This window comes from Aeromonas sp. TECH754 (assembly GCF_056279295.1).
This window is the reverse complement of the sequence record NZ_JBWBRA010000001.1, coordinates 2,590,986-2,613,519: the sequence shown is the minus strand read 5'-3', so window position 1 is coordinate 2,613,519 and position 22,534 is coordinate 2,590,986. Positions and strand designations below refer to the sequence as shown.

Genomic DNA, 22,534 nt, shown 5'->3' with positions numbered 1-22,534 from the left:
TAGGCGTTCATCCTAGGAGCCTGGGGTGGATTAGAAAAATTAATTATCTTTATAATTCCGATAAGGAAGTCATATAATCATAGCCAGTTAATCAGCAAACAAGCCGCCATGGTGCGCCAGCCCGCGCCAGCGCTGGATGAGAACGTCTTCATGCTGGATATTCACTGGTTAAATACCTTCGTCACCCTGGCCCGCTTGCAACACTTCGGCCAGACCGCCACCGAACTGCACATGACTCAGCCCAACGTCAGCCTGCACCTCAAGAACCTGGAGCAGGCCACCCGGGTCAAGCTCATCGAGCGCAGCCCGTTTCGGCTGACCCAGGCTGGTGAGCGGCTGTTATTCAGCGCCGAGCGCGCCATCAACGAGCTGCAGCTGTGCCAGTCCGATCTCAACGCCCTCAATCAGCACAGTCAGGGCACCCTGGCCATCGCCGCCAGCGACATCCTCTCGCGCCTCTTGCTGATCCAGCCGTTCCAGCGCTTCAAGCAGGCGTTTCCGGGCATCGATCTCACCCTGTTCAACACCACCTCGGATCAGGCGGCGGAGCTGGTCAAGACGGGCAGGGCGGACTTGGGTTTCGTGATGGCACAAAAGCGCAGCGAGCCGCTTTCTTACACCGAGTTGCAGCAGGTGACCTGGTGCGCCCTTGGGCACGGGTTGGCGCGCTGGCAGGCCAGGGCCGGAGCCAGTGTGGATGAGCGAAAAAGCGATCCTCAGGACGAGCCCACTCTCATCTTGCTGGGGCACGACACCCGTACCCGGGCGTTGATCGATCCCTCCCTGCCGCTGCTCGGGCTGCCACCTTGCCGCATCATGGAGGTGGGCAGCGTGGACGCCCAGCTCGACTGGGCCGAGGCGGGCTTCGGAGTGGCCATAGTGCCTGACTTCTCCTTGCACCCCCGCCTCAAGCTCAGTGCCCCCGTGACCCGGCTGACCGACTTCCCCGCCACCAGCCTGGGGTATGTGGTGCGCCAGAATCAGGTGTTGTCGCGGGCCATCAAGCAGTTGCTGCACTGGGTGGAGGAGGAAATCCAGCGCCCGGATCCGGTGCCGGGCGCCGGGGTCTGAGCCCAGCCACCGCGTGGCGAAATGAACGGAGGCCACCCAAGGGTGGCCTCCGTCGTTATGGGGCTTGCCAGCGTCACTGGGTGGGCGAATCCTTCGTGGTTGGTGAGGCGTCGCTCGGTGCGGCTGGCGCAGGTTCAGGGTCTGCTGGCGGGGTCGGTTGTTCCCCGCTCGTCACGGCAGCGGGGCTGGGGGCGGCGGTGCCCGTCAGCGTGTTGCCCTGCTCCACGGCGGCGCCTTCGAGCACCTTGCTCGCGGCCGGTTCGGTTGTCGCAGCCTCCGAGGGGGTCGGGAGGGTGGCTCCGGGGGCATGCTCGGACGAGGTGGCGGGGGACCCTTCCGGGGAAGGAGCCCCCGTCTCGCCGGTAGACTCGCCCACCGAGGTGGGGACCGCGCCTGAGGCCGCCTCGCTTCCGGTTGGGCTGAGTGGCTCGGGCAGCAGGGCGGGCGGCGCATCCTGCATACCCGGGTGGGGCGGGATGATGTCACCCGCCTGCATGGATTCGGGGGTGAGGGTGGTCAGCGCCGGGTGCAGGCGGGTGAATTGCTTGAGGTGAGTCGTCAGCACGTCGCGCACGGTGCGCACCTCGGCCTCGGGCAGGCTCGCCAGCGCCACCAGCTCGGCGGTGACGGCGAAGGTGTTGACGCCACCGGTCTGACCCGGATAGAGGTTGGCGCCGATGCGGCTGCGCTGGTAATACGGATGCTGTTTGAGCAGCCTGTCTATCTGTTCCCCCTCGATGGGAATGAGGCGCGCCTTGCAGCGGCCGGTCAGATCCCCTATCCCCTGATTGGGGTGGCCGGCGACCAGGAAGGCGGCGTCCAGGCTGCCGTTGCAGAGTCCCTCCAGCCGGTTGCCGGGGGAGGTCACCGGTGGCACCGCGAAGCTGCTCTCCTGCCAGCCCATGGCATCGATCAACGTCTGGCTGGCGACCCTGTCCCCCGAGTCCAGGCTGCCCAGATCGACCCGTTTGCCTTCGATGTCGGCCAGGGTGGTGATGTTGCTGGTGGCACTGGCGAGCAGGGTCAGGGATTCCTGATGGAGTCGGAACAGGCTGCGCAGCTGATCGTTGGGGGCTTGGCCGGCGAAGGGACCGCTGCCATGGGCCGCGTGGTACAAGACATCCGATTGCACCAGCGCCAGCTGGATGTCGCCCTTGGCCAGCTCGACCAGGTTGGCGATGGAGCCCGGGGTGCTCTGCACGGTGCAGTGCAATCCATGCTGGGCGTTGTCTTCATTGAGCAGACGGCAGATGGCGCCACCGGTCGGATAGTAGACGCCATTGAGCGCGCCCGTCCCTATGGTGACATAGGCGGGGGTGGCCGACAGCGGCAGTGCCAGCACGCTGGCCAGTACGGCGGCCAGCCAGGGCAGGGCAGGGCTTGGGATTGACAGGTGGCGCAGGGCTCGTGGGTGCATAGTGAACCGGATCAATGGCTGAAAAAAGGGATGAGCCAGGCTCATCCCGTCATGAGTCACATTTCATCTATATCAGATGTTAGCCCGAATGGCTTCCTCCATGCGGGCAAGGGCCTCGACCAGGCGCGCCCTGGTGCAGCCGAAGTTGAGCCGCACGAACTGGCCATCGCCAAACTGGGCGCCGGGGGAGAGACCCACCCCCGCCTGCTCGAAGAAGGCGACGGGATCGGCCAGACCGAGCGCACTCATGTCGATCCAGGCGAGGTAGGTGGCCTGATGGCGGGCCAGCTTGACGCCGGGCCAGCGGGCGACGGCCTGCTCGATCAGGGCCAGATTGGCGGCCAGATAGTCGAGCTGCTCGGCGAGCCACTGTTCGCCGCCCTCGTAGGCCGCCTCGGCCGCCACGAATCCCAGCAGGTTGACGTCGGCGCTGATGCCGCGCATGGCCTGTTGCAGCTTGAGCCGCAGCCGGGCGTTGGGGATCACGGCGAAGGAGCAGCACAGACCGGCGATGTTGAAGGTCTTGCTCGGTGCCATCATCACGGCACTGCGCTCGGCCGCCGCCGGGCTGAGGGCGCCGTAGGGAATGTGGCGGGCATCTTTATCCAGCAGCAGGTCGCAGTGGATCTCGTCCGAGCAGATCACCAGGTTGTGGCGTTCGGCGATGGCGTCGATGGCCAGCAGCTCCTCGCGGGTGAAGACGGTGCCGCCCGGGTTGTGCGGGTTGCACAAGAGCAGCAGATCGGCCGAAGGGGCCTGGCGCTCCAGCTCTTCCAAGTCCAGCACCCAGCGTCCGGCCTCCTCAATCATGGGGACGGTGAGCAGGGGACGGTCGTTGAAGCCCGGCGCCTGCAGGAAGGGGTAATAGACCGGTTTGGGGGTGATGATGCCGCGGCCATGCTGGCTCCAGGCCTTGCAGGCGAGATTCAGACCCGGTACTACCCCCGGCAGGAAGACGATCCACTCGGGCGCTATGGTCCAGTCGTAGCGCTGCTGCAGCCGGGTCTGGATGAGTTCGATCAAGCGCGGGGAGGGGCGGGAGTAGCCAAAGATGCCGTGGGCCACCCGTTGGATGAGGGCCTCGATCACGGCGGGTGGCGAGGCGAAGTCGGTGTCGGCCACCCACATGGGCAGTACATCCTGACCCTTGTACTTGTCCCACTTCAGGCTCATGGTGCCGCTGCGATCAATCTCCCGATCAAAATCAAACATGTGAAATCCTTGTGCTGGCCAGATGGGCTTTCAATGTACGGGGTCGGAGACGGGCTCGCAAGCCTTGAGGTCGCTGTTGATAATGGCATAAAATAAATGCCGTCATGCCAAACGCCCGCCGGCCTCTGATCCTTTTTCCTGTTCCATATCAATGGTATCTCTCTATGAGTTTGCTGACTGCTGCCCGCAAGAGGCCGGACCCCGTCTCTCTATCCTTCCTCGCCGTGACCTTCATGACCGGGGTGGCGGTGGCGCTGCAGGTGCCCACCTTAAGCCTGTTTCTGGCCGAGGAGGTGCAGGTACGGCCCTTCCTGGTAGGGCTGTTCTACACGGTCAACGCCGTCATCGGCATCCTCATCAGCCAGTGGCTCGGCCATCGATCCGATAGCAAGGGGGATCGCAAGCAGCTGATCCTGCGCTGCTGTTTCGCCGGCATAGTGCTCTCCCTGCTGTTTGCCTGGAATCGCCAATACTGGCTGCTGGTGAGCCTGGGGGTGGTGTTGGCGAGCCTGACCGCCACCGCCAGCCCCCAGCTGTTCGCCCTGGCGCGGGAATATGCCGACAGCCGCAACAAGCGTGCCGACATGTTCAGCTCGGTGCTGCGGGCCCAGTTCTCCCTGGCCTGGGTGATAGGGCCGCCGGCCGCCTTCGCGCTCGCCATCGGCTATGGCTTCGAGGTGATGTACCTGGCCTCGGCCTTCGCCTATCTCGTCTGCGCCTTCGTGGTCTGGCGCTGGCTGCCTTCCTTGCCGTTGCCCAAGTCCAACGGGGGAGGAGAGCGGGTCAGCAGTTGGAAAGACCCCTCGGTGCGGGCGCTGTTCATCGCCTCCACCCTGATGTGGACCTGCAACAGCATGTACCTCATCAACATGCCGCTCTACATCACCCGCGAGCTGGGGCTGGAGGAGAAGCTGGCCGGGATCCTGATGGGCACGGCGGCGGCGCTGGAGATCCCCTTCATGCTGCTGGCGGGCTACTACACCCGGCGCTTTGGCAAGCGGCCCATGATGCTGCTGGCGGTGCTGGCCGGGGTCGGCTTCTACGTGGGGCTGGTGACCCTGTCGAGCCAGCAGGCGCTGATCGGGTTGCAACTGCTCAACGCCATCTTCATCGGCATCGTCGCCGGGATCGGCATGTCCTACTTCCAGGATCTGATGCCGGGTCGCGCCGGGGTGGCGACCACCCTGTTCGCCAACAGCATCCGCACCGGCTCCATCATGGCGGGGGCGATAGCGGGGACGGTGGCGGAGATCTGGAGTTTCCACGGGGTCTTCATGGTCGCCACCGTGCTGGCGCTGGCGGCGCTGGCCGCCTGCTGGCGAGTGCCCAACGTGTAAGCAAGTCGTCCCAACGCCATGACGCGGCCGTCGGAGTGAAGGCTTATTTAGCGTTGCCGTCCTGGTATTCGTTGCGCAGGCAACGCAGCAGCAGCTCTGCGGCGGGCCCCAGCGCATCGGCCGAGGGGGTGAGCAGATAGGTGTAGAGGTAGCGCTCGCTGCCCCCTTCCAGGTTGAGTTGCACCAGGCTGCCATCGGCGAGCTCGTCTTGCACCAGGTGACGCGGCAGCCAGGCATAGCCGAGGCCGAGCCGCAACATGGTGAACACCTCGTGATAGTGGGTCGCCTTCCAGCCGGTGTCGTCCGCATCGTTCCAGTCCACCGAGCGGTGAATCGGTGGATGCAGGCTGATCTGGTTATGGCTGCCGAGCAGCTCGGTGGTGATGGGCTCGGCTTGACTGGCGAGTGGATAGGTCGCCGCGCAGAGCGGCAGCAGGCACACCTCGTCAAGGGGCAGGCCGGTACGATCGAGGGGCAGGTGCTCGGAGAGCATCAGATCCCCCACCTGCAGCGCATTGAAGTGGCAGTGAATTCGTTCGTGCAGGTTGATGCGGCAACCCCGACTGCGAGGATAGAAATTGGCCAGCGCCCGATAGAGCCGCTCCCGCGGTTGCAACACAGAGACATACAGATTGATCTGCGGCTCCCACTGTCGCTCCAGGTTGTTGGCCAGGTTTTCCAGCTCCTCCACCTGCTGGCTGAGCTGACGAGCACGCTTGAGGAAGATCTCCCCCGCCGGTGTCAGCACCGCCTTGCGGCCCCGCACCTCCAGCAGGGCCACCCCCAGACTCTGTTGCAGCTTGGCCACCGCATGATTGAGGGAGGATTGGCTCTTGTTCAGCGCCTCGGCGGCCTGGGCATAACCGCCACAGTCCACCACGGCCTGAAAGATCCGCCATTGCTCAAACGTGCTCTTGGGACGAAACATAGTTCAACCTGTCAGGGTGCCGATGGGATTCAACAGGGTGCCACTGACACCCCTCTTCAATTTAACCCTATCTGGTTATTTTTGTTGATTTATTTGGGCTGGGCCGCTTTCGGTTGGGCAACAAAGGTCTGGCCGGTTTGGCCACGGCTGTCATTTCCCATCAGGTAGAGATAGAGCGGCATCAGCTCGGCCGGAGTCTTCAGCAGTTGCGGATCTTCCGCCGGGAAGGCGCTGGCGCGCATCTTGGTGCGGGTACCGCCCGGGTTGAGGGTATTGACCCGCACCCGGGTATTTTCCAGCTCGTCCGCCAGCACCTCCATCATCCCCTCGATGGCAAACTTGGAGATGGCATAGGTGCCCCAGTAGGCGCGGCCCTTGCGACCCACGCTGGAGGAGGTGTAGACGATGGAGGCATCGCCGTGCTCCTTGGCGGTCTGGCGGATGAGTGGCAGCAGCGCCTGAGTCAGCAGGAATTCGGATTTGACGTTGACCTGCATCACCTCGTCCCACTCCTTCTCCTGGATGTGTTCGAACGGTGACAGGGTGCCGAGCAGACCGGCGTTGAACAGCACGCCGTCGAGACGGCCAAACTGCTGGGCGAAGGTCTCGGCCATGCCGCGGTAGTGGCTGGCGGTCGCGCCTTTCAAGTCCACCGGCACTATGGCGGGCAGGGGGTGGCCGGCGGCCTCGATCTGGTCGTAGACAGCCTCGAGCTTGGCACTGGTGCGGCCGAGCAGTATCACGGTGGCGCCGTGGGCGGCATAGGTGAGCGCCGCCTCGCGGCCAATGCCGTCACCGGCCCCCGTCACCAGAATGACCTTGTCCTTGAGCAGTGCCCTGGGGGCCTGATAATCGAGCATGTGGACTCCTGTTAACAAATTCGTGACAGATGGACGGTACCAATAAGGGGGCAAGTGTACTGATCCGGCACAGCCTTTGACCAGTATGAGACGGCAAAAATGTGAATAAAACAGGGGGCTAGGGCCGATTAGGGGCAAGATCCCGGGGACAATGGCAGAGGTTTTGCACGATCCGGTCAAACTCCTTACTATGTGAAAAAACCGACTCATCGTGGAGCTTCAAGTGGCATTTTTGACCGAGTACGGCCTGTTTCTGGCCAAGACCCTCACCTTCCTGCTGGCCATTGGTGCCATCGTCCTGATAGTTGCAGGCAGCCGTCAGCCCAAGGCACGCAAAGGGGAGCTGGTGGTGACCGATCTCTCTCGCGAGCTGGAGCAGGGGCGTCATCAGCTGCAGGCTGCACTGGCTGACAAGCGCCAGCGCAAGCAGCTCGAGAAGGCACGTAAGGCCGATCACAAGGCGAGCGCCAAGGCGATCGATGAACGCAGCCGGCTGTTTGTGCTCGATTTTCACGGCAGCATGGACGCTAAAGAAGTGAGCTCCCTGCGCGAAGAGGTGAGCGCCGTGATAGGGGTCGCCCAGCCCGGTGACGAGGTGCTGCTGCGGCTCGAATCCGGTGGCGGCGTGGTGCATGGTTACGGTCTCGCGGCCTCCCAGTTGCAACGCCTGCGCGACAGGGACATCAAGCTCACCGTGGCCATCGACAAGGTGGCGGCGAGCGGCGGCTACATGATGGCCTGCGTGGCAGACCAGATCCTGGCAGCGCCCTTCGCCATCGTCGGCTCCATCGGGGTGATAGCCCAGTTGCCGAACTTCAACAAGCTGCTCAAGAAGCACGACATCGAGTTCGAGATGCACACCGCCGGCCAGTACAAGCGCACCATCACCATGTTTGGCGAGAACGACGATCTGGGCCGGGAGAAGTTTCGCGAGGAGCTCGGCGCCATTCACGAGCGCTTCAAGGCGTTCGTGGGCGAGCACAGACCCAACCTCGATATCGACAAGGTCACAACCGGTGAACACTGGCTGGCAAGCCAGGCCAAGCAGCTCGGGCTGGTGGATACCCTCTGCACCAGCGACGACTACCTGCTGGCCCAGGCCAGCCACCACAAGGTGATCGGCATCAGCTATCGCAGACCCAAGAGCCTGACCCAGAAGCTGGGCCAGCAGGGTGCCCAGGCGCTGGAGGGGGCGCTCGGCCGCCTGTGGCAACAGAGCCCCTGGCGCTGAGAACCTGTTCCGATCTTACTGCGAGGTCGTGATCAAGGCTCATGTGCTGCTCGCTTGTTTGTAGCCAAGAGTGCTCACGTATGTCTATACGCTCCGGTTCCTGCGCTGTTCTTCACCTTGCTGACGACCTCTCGCGACAGTTCGAAAACAGGTTCTGGGAAGCCATTTAAAGGGCAACGAAAAGCCGGGCACTTGCCCGGCTTTTTCATGCCTGCGACTCAGCGCTGGAAGGGGTAGACGGAGCCGAGTCTGAGGATCTGGGTCAGCTCGTCCAGGGCGGTGCGAGTCTCCAGCACCAGGGATGGATCCCGCAGATCGTCCAGTGCCAGGCTGTCGCGGTAGTGGCGCTCGACCCACTGATCCAGGCGGGCGAACTGACCATCGTCGATGAGGCAGGCCGGGTTGACCGCGGCCAGCTCGGCATCGTTCATGGCGACTCGCAGTCGCAGACAGGCGGGGCCGCCGCCATTGCGCATGCTCTGCTTCACGTCCATAAAATGCACGCCCTTGATCGGTGTGCCAAGGGTTACCAACTTGTTCAGATAAGCGGATACCGCCGGGTTGTCGCGGCATTCGGTGGGGGCGATGATCGCCATCTCACCGGAGGGCAGGGTCAGGATCTGGGTGTTGAACAGATAGGACTTCACCGCATCCTGCACCGACACCTCGGCGGTCGGCACCTCGATGAAGTGCAGCTCTCCCTCGCCGGACTCTCCGTTACCAAATTTGGTGCGCACTTCCGCCAGCGCCGAGGCGGTGTTGAGGAAGGCCTGCTGGTGGAAGAACAAGACGTTCTGGTTGCCGACCGCGATCACGTCGTTGTGGAACACCCCCTGATCGATCACCTCCGGGTTCTGTTGAATGAACACGGCGCTCTCTTCCCCGAGGCCATGCAGGCGGGCGATGGCCTGGCTGGCTTCCCGAGTCTGGCGGGCGGGGTAGCGCTTGGGGGCAGGCCGGGAGACGTCGAAGGCGCTGCGGCCATAGACGAACAGTTCGACCCCGGCCTCACCGTAGGCGCGGCACAGCCGGGTGTGGTTGGCGGCGCCTTCGTCACCGAAGTGATCGTTTTCCGGCAGGTGCTGATGGTGGCAGAAGTGGCGATCGTTGTTGAACACGGCGCGCAGGATGCGACCGGTGACCTCGGGTTCGAGGGAACGGTGGAACTTGTTGGTCAGGTTGGCGGGGGTGAAGTGGATGCGGCCATCCTGGGTATCGGCGCTCGGCGAGACGGTGGCGGCGTTGGCGGTCCACATGCTGGAGGCGGAATAACAGGCGGCCAGCACGGCGGGCGCCTGTTTGGCGGCCTGGGCCAGCACGCTGGCATCTGACCCGCTGAACCCCAGACGGCGCAGGGTGGCGAGATCGGGTCGCTCCTGCGGGGCCAGTACCCCCTGGGTCATGCCGAGCTCGGTCAGTGCCTTCATCTTGCGCAGCCCCTGCTTGGCCGCCTCTTTGGGGTTGGAGGCTTCCTTGGCGTTGCTCTGGGAGGCCACGTTGCCATAGGAGAGGCCGGCATAGTTGTGGGTGGGGCCGACCAGTCCGTCGAAGTTGACCTCGAAGTGCTTCATCACGATATCCTTTCGATTTTTATAGGGGGAACGGTTCCTTCCGCGCACAAAGCTGCGGTATGCGGCCATTATAAAGAGATTTCATCTTTTGTAACAAGCTGATAACCAAGCTGGTTTTTTATGTGACGAGGGCGGCTGGTTATGTCATTTCCACGCTAAAAAAGGGGGGGATATAGCATAAAAACAAAAAAGCGGTTGCGTCCCGCGCCCTGGCTTCGCATTAATAAATAAAGAGAGAGTGCGGAGCGGGCTGGTCAAGCAAATTTGCCTCCATGATTGCTTTTTTGCGTCAAATCTCTTATACAGCCCCACAAAACCGCACGCCAACCCCGTCGGGTGCAACGAGGATAATAGTTACAGCATGGGCAAATCACTGGTCATAGTGGAGTCTCCGGCCAAGGCCAAGACCATCAACAAATATTTGGGCAAGGACTACGTGGTGAAATCCAGCGTCGGTCATATTCGCGATCTGCCGACCAGCGGCAGCGCCAGCAGCGAGCCCAAAAAACCTGTCATTCGCGGCATCAAGCTCAGCGAATCCGAGAAGGCGGCCAAGGATCGCAACGCCCTGTTTTCCAGGATGGGGATCAATCCGACCGCAGGCTGGCAGGCCAACTACCAGATTTTGCCCGGCAAGGAAAAAGTGGTCAGCGAGTTGCAAAGTCTGGCCGCCAAGGCCGACACCATCTATCTCGCAACCGACTTGGATAGAGAGGGAGAGGCGATCGCCTGGCACCTGCGCGAGATCATCGGTGGGGACGAGAGCCGCTACAAGCGGGTGGTGTTCAACGAGATCACCAAGACCGCGATCCAGGAAGCGTTCGCCCAGCCGTCCGAGCTGAACATCCATCGCGTCAACGCCCAGCAGGCCCGTCGTTTCCTCGACCGGGTGGTGGGCTACATGGTCTCTCCGCTGCTGTGGAAGAAGCTGGCGCGCGGTCTCTCCGCCGGTCGGGTACAGTCCGTCGCGGTACGCCTCATCGTCGACAAGGAGCGCGAGATCAAGGCGTTCGTGCCGGTGGAGTTCTGGGATCTGAACGCCGATCTGCTGACCGGTGAGCAAGCCGCCCTGCGCATGGAAGTGGTCAGCCGCAACGGCGCCGACTTCAAGCCGGTCACCCAGGCCGAGACCTTCGCCGCCGTGGCGGCCCTGGAAGGGGTCGACTACAAGGTGGTGAACCGGGAAGACAAGCCGACCGGCTCCAAGCCGTCCGCTCCCTTCATCACCTCCACCCTGCAGCAGGCGGCCTCTACCCGTCTGAGCTTCGGGGTGAAGAAGACCATGATGATGGCCCAGCGCCTGTATGAAGCGGGTTACATCACCTACATGCGTACCGACTCCACCAACCTCAGCAAGGAGGCGGTCGAGGCGGTGCGCGAATACATCGGCGAGCAGTATGGCCAGGCCTATCTGCCCGCCGAGCCGATCCTCTATGGCTCCAAGGCCGGTGCCCAGGAGGCGCACGAGGCAATCCGCCCCTCCAACGTGCTGGTGACCGCCGAGATGCTGGAAGGGATGGAGCCGGACGCGATGCGGCTCTATGACCTCATCTGGCGTCAATTCGTCGCCTGCCAGATGACCCCGGCCCAGTACGACTCCTCCACCCTGACCGTGAAGGCCGGTGAGTTCGAGTTGAAGGCCCGCGGTCGCACCCTGCGTTTCGCCGGTTGGACCAAGGCGTTACCACCCATGGGTCGCAAGGGTGACGACAACCAGCTGCCGGCGGTGACCGTCGGCGAGATACTGAAACTGGTCAAGCTGGATCCTCGCCAGCACTTCACCAAGCCGCCCGCACGCTTCACCGAAGCGGCGCTGGTGCGCGAGCTGGAGAAGCGCGGCATCGGCCGTCCGTCCACCTACGCCTCCATCATCTCCACCATCGTCGATCGTGGTTATGTGCGGGTCGAGAGTCGTCGCTTCTTCGCCGAGAAGATGGGTGAGATCGTCACCGACCGGCTGGTGGAGAACTTCGCCGAGCTGATGAACTACGAGTTCACCGCCAAGATGGAAGACAAGCTCGATGGCGTCGCCGAAGGCAGCCTGGAGTGGAAGAAGGTGCTTGATGCCTTCTACGCCGAGTTTACCCAGGAGCTGGAGCAGGCCGACAAACCGGCGGAAGAGGGGGGCATGCGCGCCAACCAGATGGTGCAGACCGACATCGACTGCCCGGATTGCGGCCGCAAGATGGGCATCCGTACCGCCACCACCGGCGTCTTCCTCGGTTGTTCCGGCTATGCCCTGCCGCCGAAAGAGCGCTGCAAGAAGACCATCAATTTGGTCAGCGCCGACGAGTTCGTCTCCGCCACCGATGACGGTGACGAGGCCGAGACCGAGGCGCTGCGTGCCAAGCACCGCTGCGGCGTCTGCGGCACCGCCATGGATGCCTACATCATCGACGACAGCCGCAAGCTGCACGTCTGTGGTCGCAACCCGGACTGCGATGGCTACGAAATCGAGCAGGGTCAATTCAAGCTCAAGGGTTACGAAGGACCGAGCATCGACTGCGATCGCTGCGGCAGCGAGATGCAGCTCAAGAATGGCCGTTTCGGCAAGTACATGGGCTGCACCAACGAGACCTGCAAGAACACCCGCAAGATCCTGAAAAACGGTGACATCGCGCCGCCGAAGGAAGATCCGGTTCCCTTGCCCGAGCTCAAGTGCAGCCAGTCCGACGCCCACTTCGTGCTGCGTGACGGGGCGGCCGGCCTGTTCCTCGCCGCCAGCAACTTCCCGAAATCCCGTGAGACTCGTGCGCCACTGGTTGAAGAGCTCAAGCGCTTCCGGGACCGCCTCTCGCCCAAGCATCAGTATCTGGCCGATGCCCCGGCGTCAGATCCTGACGGTAACGCATCCGTGGTGCGCTTCAGCCGCAAGACCAAGGAGCAGTACGTGATGACCGAGGTCAACGGCAAGGCGACGGGCTGGACGGCCCACTACGACAACGGAAAGTGGCAGGAGAGCTTGCCCAAGGCGAAGAAATCCTGATCGCGCCATTGCTCACACAATGATGAAAGAGGCCCCGTACAGGGGCCTTTTTATTGGGAGTTGGCGGTATACTGAAGTGGCTGCATGGATGGCAGTGCTAGACACGGAGGTTGTCATGGAGATACACGAGATCCGGCCAGGCATGACCTGCTTGACGCGAGAAGGAACAGCCTACGTGCTGGAGGTGGACAGGCAGAGTCTGCTGGTGTTGCTGCAGCGGGAAGACGAAACCATCCCGGTGCAGGTGCGCAGCGACGAGATCCTGGGGCCGCTCCTCAGTGAATAGAGTGAAAGCCCCTAGAACGGGATCAGAAACAGCAGCTCGGCCAGGTCGGGCTGCCACTGCCACTCCCGCATCCTGACTCGCCCGCCGATCACCGGCACGCCCTCCTCCTGCAATAACCCCGTCTGTTTATCAAAACCTGCCGAGCCCTTCGGCAGCGAGATGGTGCCGCCGGCCCCCAGCACGCGGTGCCAGGGCAGCGTTTTGTCGGTCTCCCGCAGTACCTTGCCCACCAGCCGTGCACGTCCGGGCAGGCCCGCCAGATCGGCGACCTGGCCATAGCTCACCACCCGACCCGCCGGGATCAGGGCCAGGATCGCCTCGATGCGCGCGACCTTGCTCAAGCTGGGTTTGGGGGGATCCATCATCATGGGTCGGGCCGTCTCTTAACAAACAGAAGCGCCATTGTGGCGCTTCTGTGGTCTTTTGGGCAAGGCGTCAGCCAAAGGTCTGGCTCAGTCCCCTGAGCTCGCTGGCCCGCTTGAGCAACTCCTGGCTGGAGTCGTCCACTGCCTGCATCTTCTGGCTGTTGGCGTGGGAGTATTGGGAGATCTGGTGAATGTTGCGGCTGATCTCCTCCACCACCGCCTGTTGTTGCTCGGCCGCGGCCGCTATCTGGGTGGAGAACTCGGTGACCTGCTCTATCTCCCCCAGCACCAGATGCAGCTTGCCGGAGCCCTGGCGGGTCATCTCGGCGCATTCGCGGGTCTGCACCAGGTTATCCTGCATCATCCCCTGCCAGCGTCCCAGGGTCTGCTGGATCTGGTGGATGCTGCCCTGGATCTGCTCGGTCGCCTTGTGGGTACGGGTCGACAGGGTGCGGACCTCGTCCGCCACCACCGCAAAGCCACGGCCCTGCTCGCCGGCGCGGGCCGCCTCGATGGCGGCGTTGAGGGCCAGCAGGTTGGTCTGCGCCGCTATGCCCTGGATCTCGCCCATCAGGCTGCCGATCCGCTCCGACTCGCTGGCGAGCTCCACCGCGGAGTGGAAGGCCTGCTCGGCTTGCTTCGCCAACTGCTCCATCTGCTGTCCGGTCTGATCCAGCTGCTGCACCGTGTGCTGGCAACTGCTGCGGGCCTCTGTCACCTGACCGTTGGTGTCCTGGATGTTGCGCGCTATCTCGTTGGCCGTGCAGGCCATCTGGGTCATGGCGGCCGCCATCTGCTGGGTCTGGGCATCCTGCTCGTTGATGTCGAGGAAGGCCTGATGGGAGGAGTCCTTCAGATCGCTCGCCAGGGTCTGCAAGGGATGGGTGGCGTCGTTGACCCGCCCCAGCACGGTGCGGATGCGGGCCTGCAGCATCTTCAAGTGGAAATCGGCGATGGCGCCCGGGGCATCACCCGAATAGACCAGCCGGGTCAGGCTGTCATATTGCTTGCCGAGTTGCTTGAGGTAGCGCGGCAGTGAGATGAGCTCGCGCCAGTAGGCGCCGGTGATGAGCAGCAGGGGCAACAGCATCAGCAGCGCCGTCATGGCGCCCTGGGTCATGGCGGCCCAGCCGAGCAGCCCCAGCATCAGCAGGGTGAGCAGAGCGGGCCTGAAGCGGCTCAGGGAGGGCAGCTGGCTGGCGCCGCCGCGCTCGATCTTGAGCAGGGCCTGATAGGTCTGGTTGGCGACCTGCTTGATCTGGGGCTCCGGCTTGCAGCGCACCGACTGGTAGCCGCTTACCTTGCCGTGCTCGTAGATGGGGGTCACATAGGCATCGACCCAGTAGTGGCGGCCATCCTTGCAGCGATTCTTCACTATGCCGCGCCAGGGGTTGCCCTCTTTGAGGCGATCCCACAGATCGGCGAAGGCGGCCTTGGGCATGTCGGGGTGCCGCACCAGGTTGTGATTCTGGCCGACCAGTTCATCGGCATGGTAGCCGGCTATCTGGCAGAAGGCGGGGTTGGCGTAGGTGATGACGCCGCGCAGGTCCGTGGTCGACACGAGTTGTACGTCGGCAGGAAACTCCACTTCGCTGTCCAGTGTCTGGACGTCTCTGCGGGCCATAAGGATAAGCTCCGATGTTCATGCTGATTGTTATGGTTATTGACAGGATGAAAACCTGACCTTGTTCCTGATCGGCTTCATCTCGGGCCCTATTTTGCCAACAAAGGCGGATTAAAAGTAGGGCTTAGGTTGGCTTTTTGTTGATTGGCGGTAAAAAAACGGCGACCAAAAGGTCGCCGAAAAGAAAAAGATAACACTACCTCTGCGGCACCCGGTAACGCACCTGCCATTGGCTGAGGATCTGCAGCTGACCGGGCAGGCGGGCGGCGAAGTGCTCCCACGCCTTGCGGGCGGGAGTGCTCCAGGCCACCTCGGCCGTGGCCAGCAGGCGCGGGAACAACATGTAGTCGAGCCGATCACGGGAAATGATCAGTTCAGACCACAGGGGGCTGAGCACCCCCAGGATGTTATCGTTGGCATGGAAATCGAGGGGGGCCGGATTGCAAGCGTAGACTTGCGCCAGGCTGACCGGGCCGGCCCAGTAGAGGCCGGGTTCATGAATGTCCTGGTTATAGGCTTGATCCAGATAGAGCTGCTGGGCCGGCGCCATCACCACGGGATAACCCTGGCTCGCGGCATCCAGCCCGGCCTGGAAGCTGGTCCAGGCGACGATGGCGGCATCCCGGCTCACCTTGTCGCCGTGCAGTATCTCCTCCCAGCCCAGCATCTGTTTGTCCCTGGCGGCCAGGTATTGCTGGCAGTGGCGCAGCAGGTGGCCCTGCAACTCGCGGCAATCCTGATACCCCTCCCGCTGCATCAGCTGCTGACAGGCGGGGCTGTCGGTCCAGACGCCGCGTGGCACCTCGTCTCCCCCCATGTGTATCTGCGGTCCCGGGAAGAGCTCGCACACCTCGGCCATCACCGCCTCGAGGAACTCATAGGTGCCGGGTAGGGCGGGGTTGAGCACGTTGTCGTCGAAATACTGCACCGACAGGTAGCGGGAGTGATCCGCCTCTTCGCGCAGCAGCGTCGGCAGCGCCTTGATGGCCGCGTGGCAGTGACCCGGGATGTCTATTTCCGGGATGACGCTGATGCCGAGCCCGGCGGCGTAGGCCACCAGCTCGCGCACCTCGCTCTGGGTGTAGTACCCGCCGTAAGGCTCGGCGCCACCGCTGAGCTGGGGATCGACCGCCAGCCCATATCCGCGCCAGGCAGCCAGCTCGGTCAGCTGCGGGAAGGCCTTGATCTCGAGGCGCCAGCCCTCGTCATCGGTCAGGTGCCAGTGGAAGCGGTTGAACTTGTAGAGGCTCATCTGTTTGAGCAGGCGCTTGATGGTGGCGATGGAGTGGAAGTGGCGGGCGCAGTCGAGGAAGATGCCGCGAAAACCGAAGCGCGGCGTGTCCGTCAGCTCGAGGCAGGGCAGGCTCTCACCGTGTTGCAGCGCCCACTGGGCCAGACTCACCAGGCCGTGACGCCAACCGGCCTCACCCGCCGCCTGGATGACAATCTCTGCTGGGGTGATGGAGAGCCGATAAGCCTCGGGCGCCAGAGGTGCCTCAATCAGCCGGATCTCCGGGTCGTGATCCTGGGTCAGGGCGAGGCCGGTCAGCTCGTTGAAATGGGCCAGCAGGCCGGTCAGCGAACCGGGGCCGCTGACATGAGCCCGCTCTGCCAGCCGGAAGTTGCCTTCGGTCAACACCTGATGGGCGGGTTGGGGCACTATGCCGTTGGCCGGCTCCACCTCGGGCAGCTCCGGGCCCGCAGACGGCGGCGATGACAGATCGAACGGCAGATTGATCAGGCTCACCGGCAGCAGCTGGGGAGCGCCGCTGCCCTCGGTCAGACTCAGGAAGAAGCCCTGAGGCAGGTCGGAGAGGCGCTTGACGGGGGTGTTGCGGCAGCAGAAGCGCAGCTCGCTGGCCCCCGTTTGCGGGATCAAGACCTTGTAGCTGCCACTCTGGCGCTCCAGAGATCCGCCCTCGACCGAGGCCGGGTCTATGTGGCGAGCAAGGCAGAAGTGAAGCTTCCAGGGGGTGGCCGGGAGCTGGCTCAGGTTGAAGCGGAACCAGACATCGTCACCGTCACGTCGGTCGATCTGGCTGTGGATCAGGGGTGTAGACATGGAAATTCCTCTGATTGAGCGAACAGAATGGCTCCCTCAAGGGCATCTGCCCTGGGGGGAACCAGGTTGAGGTGGGCAAGGCGGGGAGCCAGGCGCGTGCCGACCCCGCCCAGCAGGGCAATCTGCCTGGCTCCCAGTTGCTGCATCCCCGTCAGCAGGGTCTGCAACTGGGCACAGGTTTCATCCAGCAGCTGGCAGGCGAGCTCGTCACCGTCGCTGGCGGCGTCGAACACCCAGGGGGCGAAGCGGCCATAGTCGGCCGGAATGGCCTTGGCCGCCCACCGCACCACCTCGGCCTGATCCTGCTTGAAGTGAGCGAGCAGGCGGATGGCGAGCGTGCTGGGGGGCAGGATGCCGTCGTGGCAGAGCAGCGCCTGCTGGATGGCGCGCAGGCCGAGCCAGGCGCCGCTGCCGAGATCCGAGATGGGGAAACCGCGGCCGGAGCAGGTGCGCAGCCGGCCATCCTGGTAGATGAGCCCGGCCGAGCCGGTGCCGGCGATGAGAATGGCCCCCTCCCGGCCGCCGAAGGCGCCGAGGCAGGCACCGAAGGCATCCGAGGTGAGCCTGACGCTGGCAAAGGGGAAGGGCATGGCCAGCAGGGCCTGGTAGCAGTCGGCCAGCTCGGCGGAGGCCAGCGCCAACCCCACCCCCATCTGCTGCTCGCTCTCTTTGGGCAAGCCCGCCGCGGTGCGGGCCAGCTCGATGGCGGCCAGCACGTTGGCGTGGGCCAGTGGGATGCCGAGCTCCAGATTGGAGCCCGCCGCCCGACCTTCCCCCAGCAGTTTCCCGGCCCGATCGCGGATACGGGCGCGGCTGTGGGTGCCGCCGCCGTCTACCCCGACCCAGTACTCAATCATGCTGGCCCCCTAGGCTGCTTTGCCAGCAGATGGCCAGGGCAAACCAGGCGGCGTGGGGGATCCACTGCTCCCCCCAGCGCCAGTTCTGATCCAGCCGATCCTTGTATGCCTCGGGAATGAAGGCGATGTCGGCCTCGTCATCGAACCCGGCGGTGATGCCGTTGCAGATCCCGCCGAGCGCATTGGGGTAGCCGGCGGTGTAGCCCGGGTTGTTGATGCCGTGCCCCGCCAGCATGCAGGCATTGAAGGGGTTCTGCCCCAAAATCCAGTCGAGCTGGCGCTGGCCGAAGGTCAGTAGCGGTTTGTTCTGCTGTGGCAGCAATTTTGCGGCTGAAAATGTCATGGCGGCCAGGGAGGCTAGCCGGGCGTTCTCTCCCTGCCACCAGTAACCGGATTCGTTGTGGTGGGGGATGAAGAAGCTGACGCGGGGGGCTTCGTCCACCCCCTTCACATACTGGCGGGCGAGGGCGAAGGGGTTGCCCGCCCGGGCGGCCAGCGCCAGTTCGGCGGCCAGCGCCTGCTGTACCACCGAGAGTACGGCAGCCTTGCGCGCCGGATCCGGCTCTATGCCCAAGTATTCGATCAGTGCCAGCACCGGCAGACCCGCCTCGGCGGCGTGATAGTAGGGGCGCGAGCCGTCGTCGTTGGCGGACCAATGGTGGCCGAGCTCCGGGTGCGGGCGCTGGCGGGCGCAGAGCCGGCTTGCCCTGCCTCTGGCCTCGCCGAGCCATGCCTCGCCCAGGGTCTGGGTCAGCTCGACGGCGGCGAGCAGGGCGCAGTAGTCGTCGATGATGTTCTCGACCCCGTCATCCAGGTAGGCGAGGTTGTGTTCGCGCAGGTGCAGGTAGCCGCTGCTGGCCGCGCTGGCATAGCGGCTGGCATCGAAATCACCCGTGGTAGATTCACGGGCGGCGCGGGCCAGGGCGGCGATGGCCATGCCACCCCCTTGCCGGAAACCGGCCTGCCAGTCCCTGGATTTGAGTCCTTGCTGGGTGGCGTAGGCGCACAGCTCGCGCTGCTCGGGATCCTTGCTCCACTTGTCGAACAGGGTCATGTAGAAGAAGCCGGACTCATCTTGCATCCGGCAGAGGAAATCGGCGCCGTGCAGCGCCTCGTCGTTGAGCCGCTTGCACAGGTTCAGGCTGTCGATATCGGTGCGCGTCGCCAGCAATTCCCGGCACTTGAGCAGGGCCCAGACCACCATGGGGGTCTGCTGGGGATTGAGGTAGTTGGCGTAGGAGAGGTGGCTCAAGTACTTGCTCATGTCGCCACTGGCATCGAACCAGCCGCCGTGCACATCCCGTCGCTGCTCGCTGCCAAACAGCCGGGCGGCGCGGTCGGCCCGATCGAAAGCGCCGCTCGCGCGCTGGCCCTTGAAGTAATGGATCACATCGGAGAGGCAGTTGCGACTCAGCAGCTCGGGGCCGATGGCGAAACGGGCGGAGCGAGTGACGGACGGAGTCGGGTCTATGGCGCCGGAGGACGTCGTGATGGCCTCCAGCCGGTACTGGCCGGGTTCCCTGAAGGCGCTGAAGTCGGCGCGCCAGAAGGTGCGGCCCTGCCAGCCAGGCACCTGGCCTGCGGCCTGCAGCGGCGCCTCGAACAGGATCTGGCCATCATCGAGGCGCAGCAGCCGTACCAGGCCAACGAGGTCGGCGTCGGCGCTGCTCTGCAACAGGGCCAGCTTGTGGCCGTCACAGTCGTAACCCACCTGGTTTATCAAGAGTTCCATCGCGCCTGTGCTCCTATGGTGGGCGAGAAGATGGACGGGCGGCCGGGCCGCCCGCGGGTCGGTTTATTCGTGCAGGTAGCAGCGCACGAAGTGGTTGTCGGCGAGCTTGGTCACCGGCGGCAGGCTCTCCTTGCAGCGAGCCATGGCCTGATGGCAGCGACCGGCAAAGGGGCAACCACGGGATTCCGGCGTCCACAGCGGGATCTCGCCCTTGCGGCCCCCTTCCAGCTCGGCGTGGATGCTCTTCTCCGGATCCGGCACCGCGGAGATGAGCAGCTGGGTGTAGGGGTGCTGGGGGTGATGCAGGATCTCGTCCACCTCGCCCCACTCCACCATGTGGCCCACGTACATCACCGCCAGATCTTCCGCCACGTAGCGGGCGGTGGCGATGTCGTGAGTGATGTAGAGCATGGAGACGCCGAGTTCGTTCTTCATCTGCTCCATCAGGTTGAGGATGCCGATGCGGATGGAGACGTCGAGCATGGAGGTGGGCTCGTCGGCGAGCACCACTTCCGCCTCCACCGCCAGGTTGCGGGCGATGTTGACGCGCTGGCGCTGGCCGCCGGAGAGCTGGTGCGGGTACTTGGCGGCGGTGGCCTTGGCCGGGGTCAGCCCCACCTTCTCCAGCAGGGTGTAGACCATCTCCGGCAGGTCTTTCTTGTCGAGCACCTTGCTGTGCAGCAGCAGGGGGCGGGCGATGTGGTGGTAGATGGTGTGGGTCGGGTTGAGCGAACCGAACGGATCTTGCCACACCATCTGCACGCTCTGGCGGTAGTCGAGCAGGGCGGTGCCCTTGTTGAACTCCTCCAGATCCCGGCCGCGATAGAGGATGCGACCGCTGGAGAGCTTGTACATCTTGGCGATGATCTTGGCGATGGTGCTCTTGCCGGAGCCGGACTCCCCCACCACCGCCAGGGCGCGGCCCCGGTGCAGGTTGAAGGTGATGTCGGACAGCGCCCGCATCTTGCCACTCTTGATGGCATTGGAGTTGACGGGGAAGTCCTTGTAGAGATGCTGGACCTCGATGATGGGCGCATCGGTGTGGGCGATTTGCATGACAGACATCCTTAACAGCCAGCGGCCTTGTCCAGATAGATCGGAAGATCCTGTTGCTCCGCCACGTCATAGAGATGACAGGCGGTCTGTTGTCCCGGCCGGATCTCGGCGAGGGCGGTGTATTCCTGGCGGCAGCGTGCATGCACCTTGCCGCAGCGCGCCTGGAAGCGGCAGCCGACCGGCACCTCCAGCAGGTTGAGCGGGGTGCCGGGGATCCCCTCCAGCACGGTTTTCGGGCCGTGCAGGGGCGGGAAGGAGTTGCCGAGCCCCTTGGTGTAGGGGTGCAGCGGCGCGGTCAGAATCGACTTGGACGGCGCCACTTCCACCAGTTCGCCGGCGTACATGATGCCGATGCGATCACAGAACTCGACCATCAGCGACAGATCGTGGGTGATGAACAGGATGGAGAAGTTGAACTTCTCCTTGAGCGCATAGACCTTCTGCAGGATCTCCCGCTGCACCACCACGTCCAGCGCCGTGGTGGGCTCGTCCATGATCAGCAGCTCGGGGTTGAGCGCCATGGCGATGGCGATCACCAGCCGCTGGCGCATGCCGCCGGAGAACTGGTGCGGGTAATCCCGCAGCCGGCTCGGGTGAATGTCGACGATCTCCAGCAGCTCTTGGGCGCGCTTGATGGCCTCGTAGCGGGTCAGCCCCGGGTTGTGGGCGATCAGCACGTCGCAGAACTGCTCCTCCATGCGCAGCACGGGGTTGAGTGCGTTCATGGCGGACTGGAACACCACGCTCGCCTGACGCCAGCGGTAGCTGCGCAGCCGCTCGTCATCGAAGTGCAGTATGTTTTCACCCTTGAACAGGATCTCGCCGCCGCTGATGTAGGCGGGCGGCTTGTGCAGCCGGGCCACCGAGAAGGCGACCGTGGACTTGCCGCAGCCGGATTCGCCGGCGAGGCCGAACACCTCCCCCGGCATGATGTCAAAGCTGACCGAGTTGACGGCGCGCACGTCGCCGCTCTCGGTGATGTAGTCGACGCAGAGCTGGCGCACCGACAGCAGGGGTTGTTGCGGCTTCATGCTGTCTTCTCCTGGGCTGCAATGGGGGCTGGCGCGGCCAGTGTCTTCCAGCGGCGTAGGCCCTTGTGGGAACGCAGTTGCGGGTTCGCTATCTCGTCGATGGCGAAGTTGAGCATGGCGAGGCCCGCGCCCAGGGTGGCGATGGCGAAGCAGGGGGCCAGGATCTCCCACCAGGCGCCCACCAGGATGGCGCTCGAGGTCTGGGCGTTGTAGAGCATGATGCCCCAGCTGACCACGGTCGGATCGCCGAGCCCCAGGAACTCCAGGGTCGCCTCGGTGACGATGGCGTAGATGATGGAGCCGATGAAGCTCACCCCTATGATGGAGATGAGGTTCGGCAGTATTTCCACCAGGATGATGCGCCAGGCCGGCTCACCCAGCACCTCGGCGGCGATGACGAACTCTTTCTCCCGCAGCGCCAGGGTCTGGGCCCGGATCACCCGGGCGCCGTAGGCCCAGGAGGTGAAGCCTATGATGAGGGCAATCACCGTCGGTGACGCCTCCCCGATAAAGCTCGCCAGCACCAGTAGCAAGGGGAGGTTCGGGATCACCAGCACCACGTTCATCAGGAAGGTGAGGCACTCATCGACCACGCCACCGAAATAACCGGCGGTGATGCCGATGCCGATGGCCAGGGCGCAGACCAGCAGACCTGCCCCGAATCCCACCATCAGGGAGATGCGGGCGCCGTGGGTGAACTGGGACCAGAGATCGTGACCCATGCGGCTGGATCCCATCACCAGCTCCACGCTGGGGGGCTGGTGCGGGCGAGCGACCCGCTTGGTGGGCTCATTGCTGGCGAGCAGCGGGGCAAACAGGGCCATCAGCACGAAGGTGACCACGATGGCGAGCCCGAAGGCCGCCTTCTTGTTCCCCAGCAGGATCTTGAGAATAGTGGGCATGCGCAT

At 63.9% G+C, this 22,534-nt stretch carries 18 protein-coding genes; 5 read left to right on the top strand and 13 right to left on the bottom strand.

Annotated elements, in window-relative coordinates:
* Positions 1-150 precede the first annotated feature (150 nt).
* Complete coding sequence (locus ACZ9IL_RS11585; RefSeq protein WP_476005345.1) at positions 151-1,071, top strand: LysR family transcriptional regulator; 921 nt, start codon at positions 151-153, stop codon at positions 1,069-1,071.
* Between the two features lie 73 nt (positions 1,072-1,144).
* Here ACZ9IL_RS11585 and ACZ9IL_RS11580 read toward each other — a convergent pair whose 3' ends face one another.
* Both ACZ9IL_RS11580 and ACZ9IL_RS11575 read right to left on the bottom strand, forming a co-directional pair.
* Positions 1,145-2,488, bottom strand: a complete 1,344-nt coding sequence (locus tag ACZ9IL_RS11580; RefSeq protein WP_476003651.1) for a TAXI family TRAP transporter solute-binding subunit — start codon at positions 2,486-2,488, stop codon at positions 1,145-1,147.
* A 72-nt stretch (positions 2,489-2,560) separates the two neighbouring features.
* Positions 2,561-3,700 (bottom strand): MalY/PatB family protein, encoded by a 1,140-nt coding sequence (locus tag ACZ9IL_RS11575; RefSeq protein ID WP_476003650.1) that lies wholly within the window; start codon positions 3,698-3,700, stop codon positions 2,561-2,563.
* Between the two features lie 164 nt (positions 3,701-3,864).
* Between ACZ9IL_RS11575 and ACZ9IL_RS11570 the strand changes: the two genes are divergently transcribed.
* A complete protein-coding gene (locus ACZ9IL_RS11570; RefSeq protein WP_476003649.1) occupies positions 3,865-5,037 on the top strand; it encodes an MFS transporter in 1,173 nt (390 codons plus the stop codon).
* Between the two features lie 43 nt (positions 5,038-5,080).
* On the opposite strand, the gene ACZ9IL_RS11565 is transcribed toward ACZ9IL_RS11570, so the two are convergent.
* Together ACZ9IL_RS11565 and ACZ9IL_RS11560 are read right to left on the bottom strand one after the other, a co-directional pair.
* Positions 5,081-5,965, bottom strand: a complete 885-nt coding sequence (locus ACZ9IL_RS11565) for a LysR family transcriptional regulator (RefSeq protein WP_476003648.1) — start codon at positions 5,963-5,965, stop codon at positions 5,081-5,083.
* 89 nt (positions 5,966-6,054) lie between these two features.
* On the bottom strand, positions 6,055-6,825 hold the full coding sequence (locus tag ACZ9IL_RS11560) for a YciK family oxidoreductase (protein WP_476003647.1): 771 nt from the start codon (positions 6,823-6,825) through the stop codon (positions 6,055-6,057).
* Positions 6,826-7,048: 223 nt separating this feature from the next.
* Here ACZ9IL_RS11560 and sohB point away from each other — a divergent pair, with 223 nt between their 5' ends.
* Positions 7,049-8,056 carry a protease SohB gene (sohB, locus tag ACZ9IL_RS11555; RefSeq protein ID WP_476003646.1) on the top strand — a complete coding sequence of 336 codons (1,008 nt, stop codon included), beginning with the start codon at positions 7,049-7,051 and terminating at the stop codon, positions 8,054-8,056.
* 218 nt (positions 8,057-8,274) lie between these two features.
* On the opposite strand, the gene astB is transcribed toward sohB, so the two are convergent.
* Positions 8,275-9,627, bottom strand: coding sequence for an N-succinylarginine dihydrolase (gene astB, locus ACZ9IL_RS11550; protein WP_476003645.1), 1,353 nt, complete (start codon positions 9,625-9,627; stop codon positions 8,275-8,277).
* Positions 9,628-9,988: 361 nt separating this feature from the next.
* On the opposite strand from astB, the gene topA reads away from it, so the two are divergent.
* Together topA and ACZ9IL_RS11540 are read left to right on the top strand one after the other, a co-directional pair.
* Positions 9,989-12,613 carry a type I DNA topoisomerase gene (gene topA, locus ACZ9IL_RS11545; protein ID WP_476003644.1) on the top strand — a complete coding sequence of 875 codons (2,625 nt, stop codon included), beginning with the start codon at positions 9,989-9,991 and terminating at the stop codon, positions 12,611-12,613.
* 115 nt (positions 12,614-12,728) lie between these two features.
* Positions 12,729-12,899 carry a hypothetical protein gene (locus tag ACZ9IL_RS11540; RefSeq protein WP_476003643.1) on the top strand — a complete coding sequence of 57 codons (171 nt, stop codon included), beginning with the start codon at positions 12,729-12,731 and terminating at the stop codon, positions 12,897-12,899.
* 11 nt (positions 12,900-12,910) lie between these two features.
* Here ACZ9IL_RS11540 and ACZ9IL_RS11535 read toward each other — a convergent pair whose 3' ends face one another.
* From ACZ9IL_RS11535 to ACZ9IL_RS11500, 8 genes are all read right to left on the bottom strand, one after another.
* The gene (locus tag ACZ9IL_RS11535; RefSeq protein ID WP_476003642.1) at positions 12,911-13,267 is read right to left on the bottom strand and encodes an MGMT family protein; all 357 of its coding nucleotides are present in this window, start codon (positions 13,265-13,267) and stop codon (positions 12,911-12,913) included.
* A gap of 67 nt (positions 13,268-13,334) precedes the next feature.
* Positions 13,335-14,888 (bottom strand): methyl-accepting chemotaxis protein, encoded by a 1,554-nt coding sequence (locus tag ACZ9IL_RS11530; protein WP_476003641.1) that lies wholly within the window; start codon positions 14,886-14,888, stop codon positions 13,335-13,337.
* Positions 14,889-15,084: 196 nt separating this feature from the next.
* On the bottom strand, positions 15,085-16,950 hold the full coding sequence (locus tag ACZ9IL_RS11525; protein WP_476003640.1) for a beta-N-acetylhexosaminidase: 1,866 nt from the start codon (positions 16,948-16,950) through the stop codon (positions 15,085-15,087).
* On the bottom strand, positions 16,935-17,807 hold the full coding sequence (locus ACZ9IL_RS11520) for a glucosamine kinase nucleotide-binding domain-containing protein (RefSeq protein ID WP_476003639.1): 873 nt from the start codon (positions 17,805-17,807) through the stop codon (positions 16,935-16,937). Before ACZ9IL_RS11520 ends, ACZ9IL_RS11525 begins: the two co-directional genes overlap by 16 nt.
* Positions 17,800-19,539, bottom strand: coding sequence for a glycoside hydrolase family 9 protein (locus ACZ9IL_RS11515; RefSeq protein WP_476003638.1), 1,740 nt, complete (start codon positions 19,537-19,539; stop codon positions 17,800-17,802). Before ACZ9IL_RS11515 ends, ACZ9IL_RS11520 begins: the two co-directional genes overlap by 8 nt.
* A gap of 63 nt (positions 19,540-19,602) precedes the next feature.
* Positions 19,603-20,595, bottom strand: coding sequence for an ABC transporter ATP-binding protein (locus ACZ9IL_RS11510; protein WP_476003637.1), 993 nt, complete (start codon positions 20,593-20,595; stop codon positions 19,603-19,605).
* Positions 20,596-20,606: 11 nt separating this feature from the next.
* A complete protein-coding gene (locus ACZ9IL_RS11505; RefSeq protein ID WP_476003636.1) occupies positions 20,607-21,626 on the bottom strand; it encodes an ABC transporter ATP-binding protein in 1,020 nt (339 codons plus the stop codon).
* Positions 21,623-22,534 (bottom strand): ABC transporter permease, encoded by a 912-nt coding sequence (locus ACZ9IL_RS11500; protein WP_476003635.1) that lies wholly within the window; start codon positions 22,532-22,534, stop codon positions 21,623-21,625. The genes ACZ9IL_RS11505 and ACZ9IL_RS11500 overlap by 4 nt, the downstream gene beginning before the upstream one ends.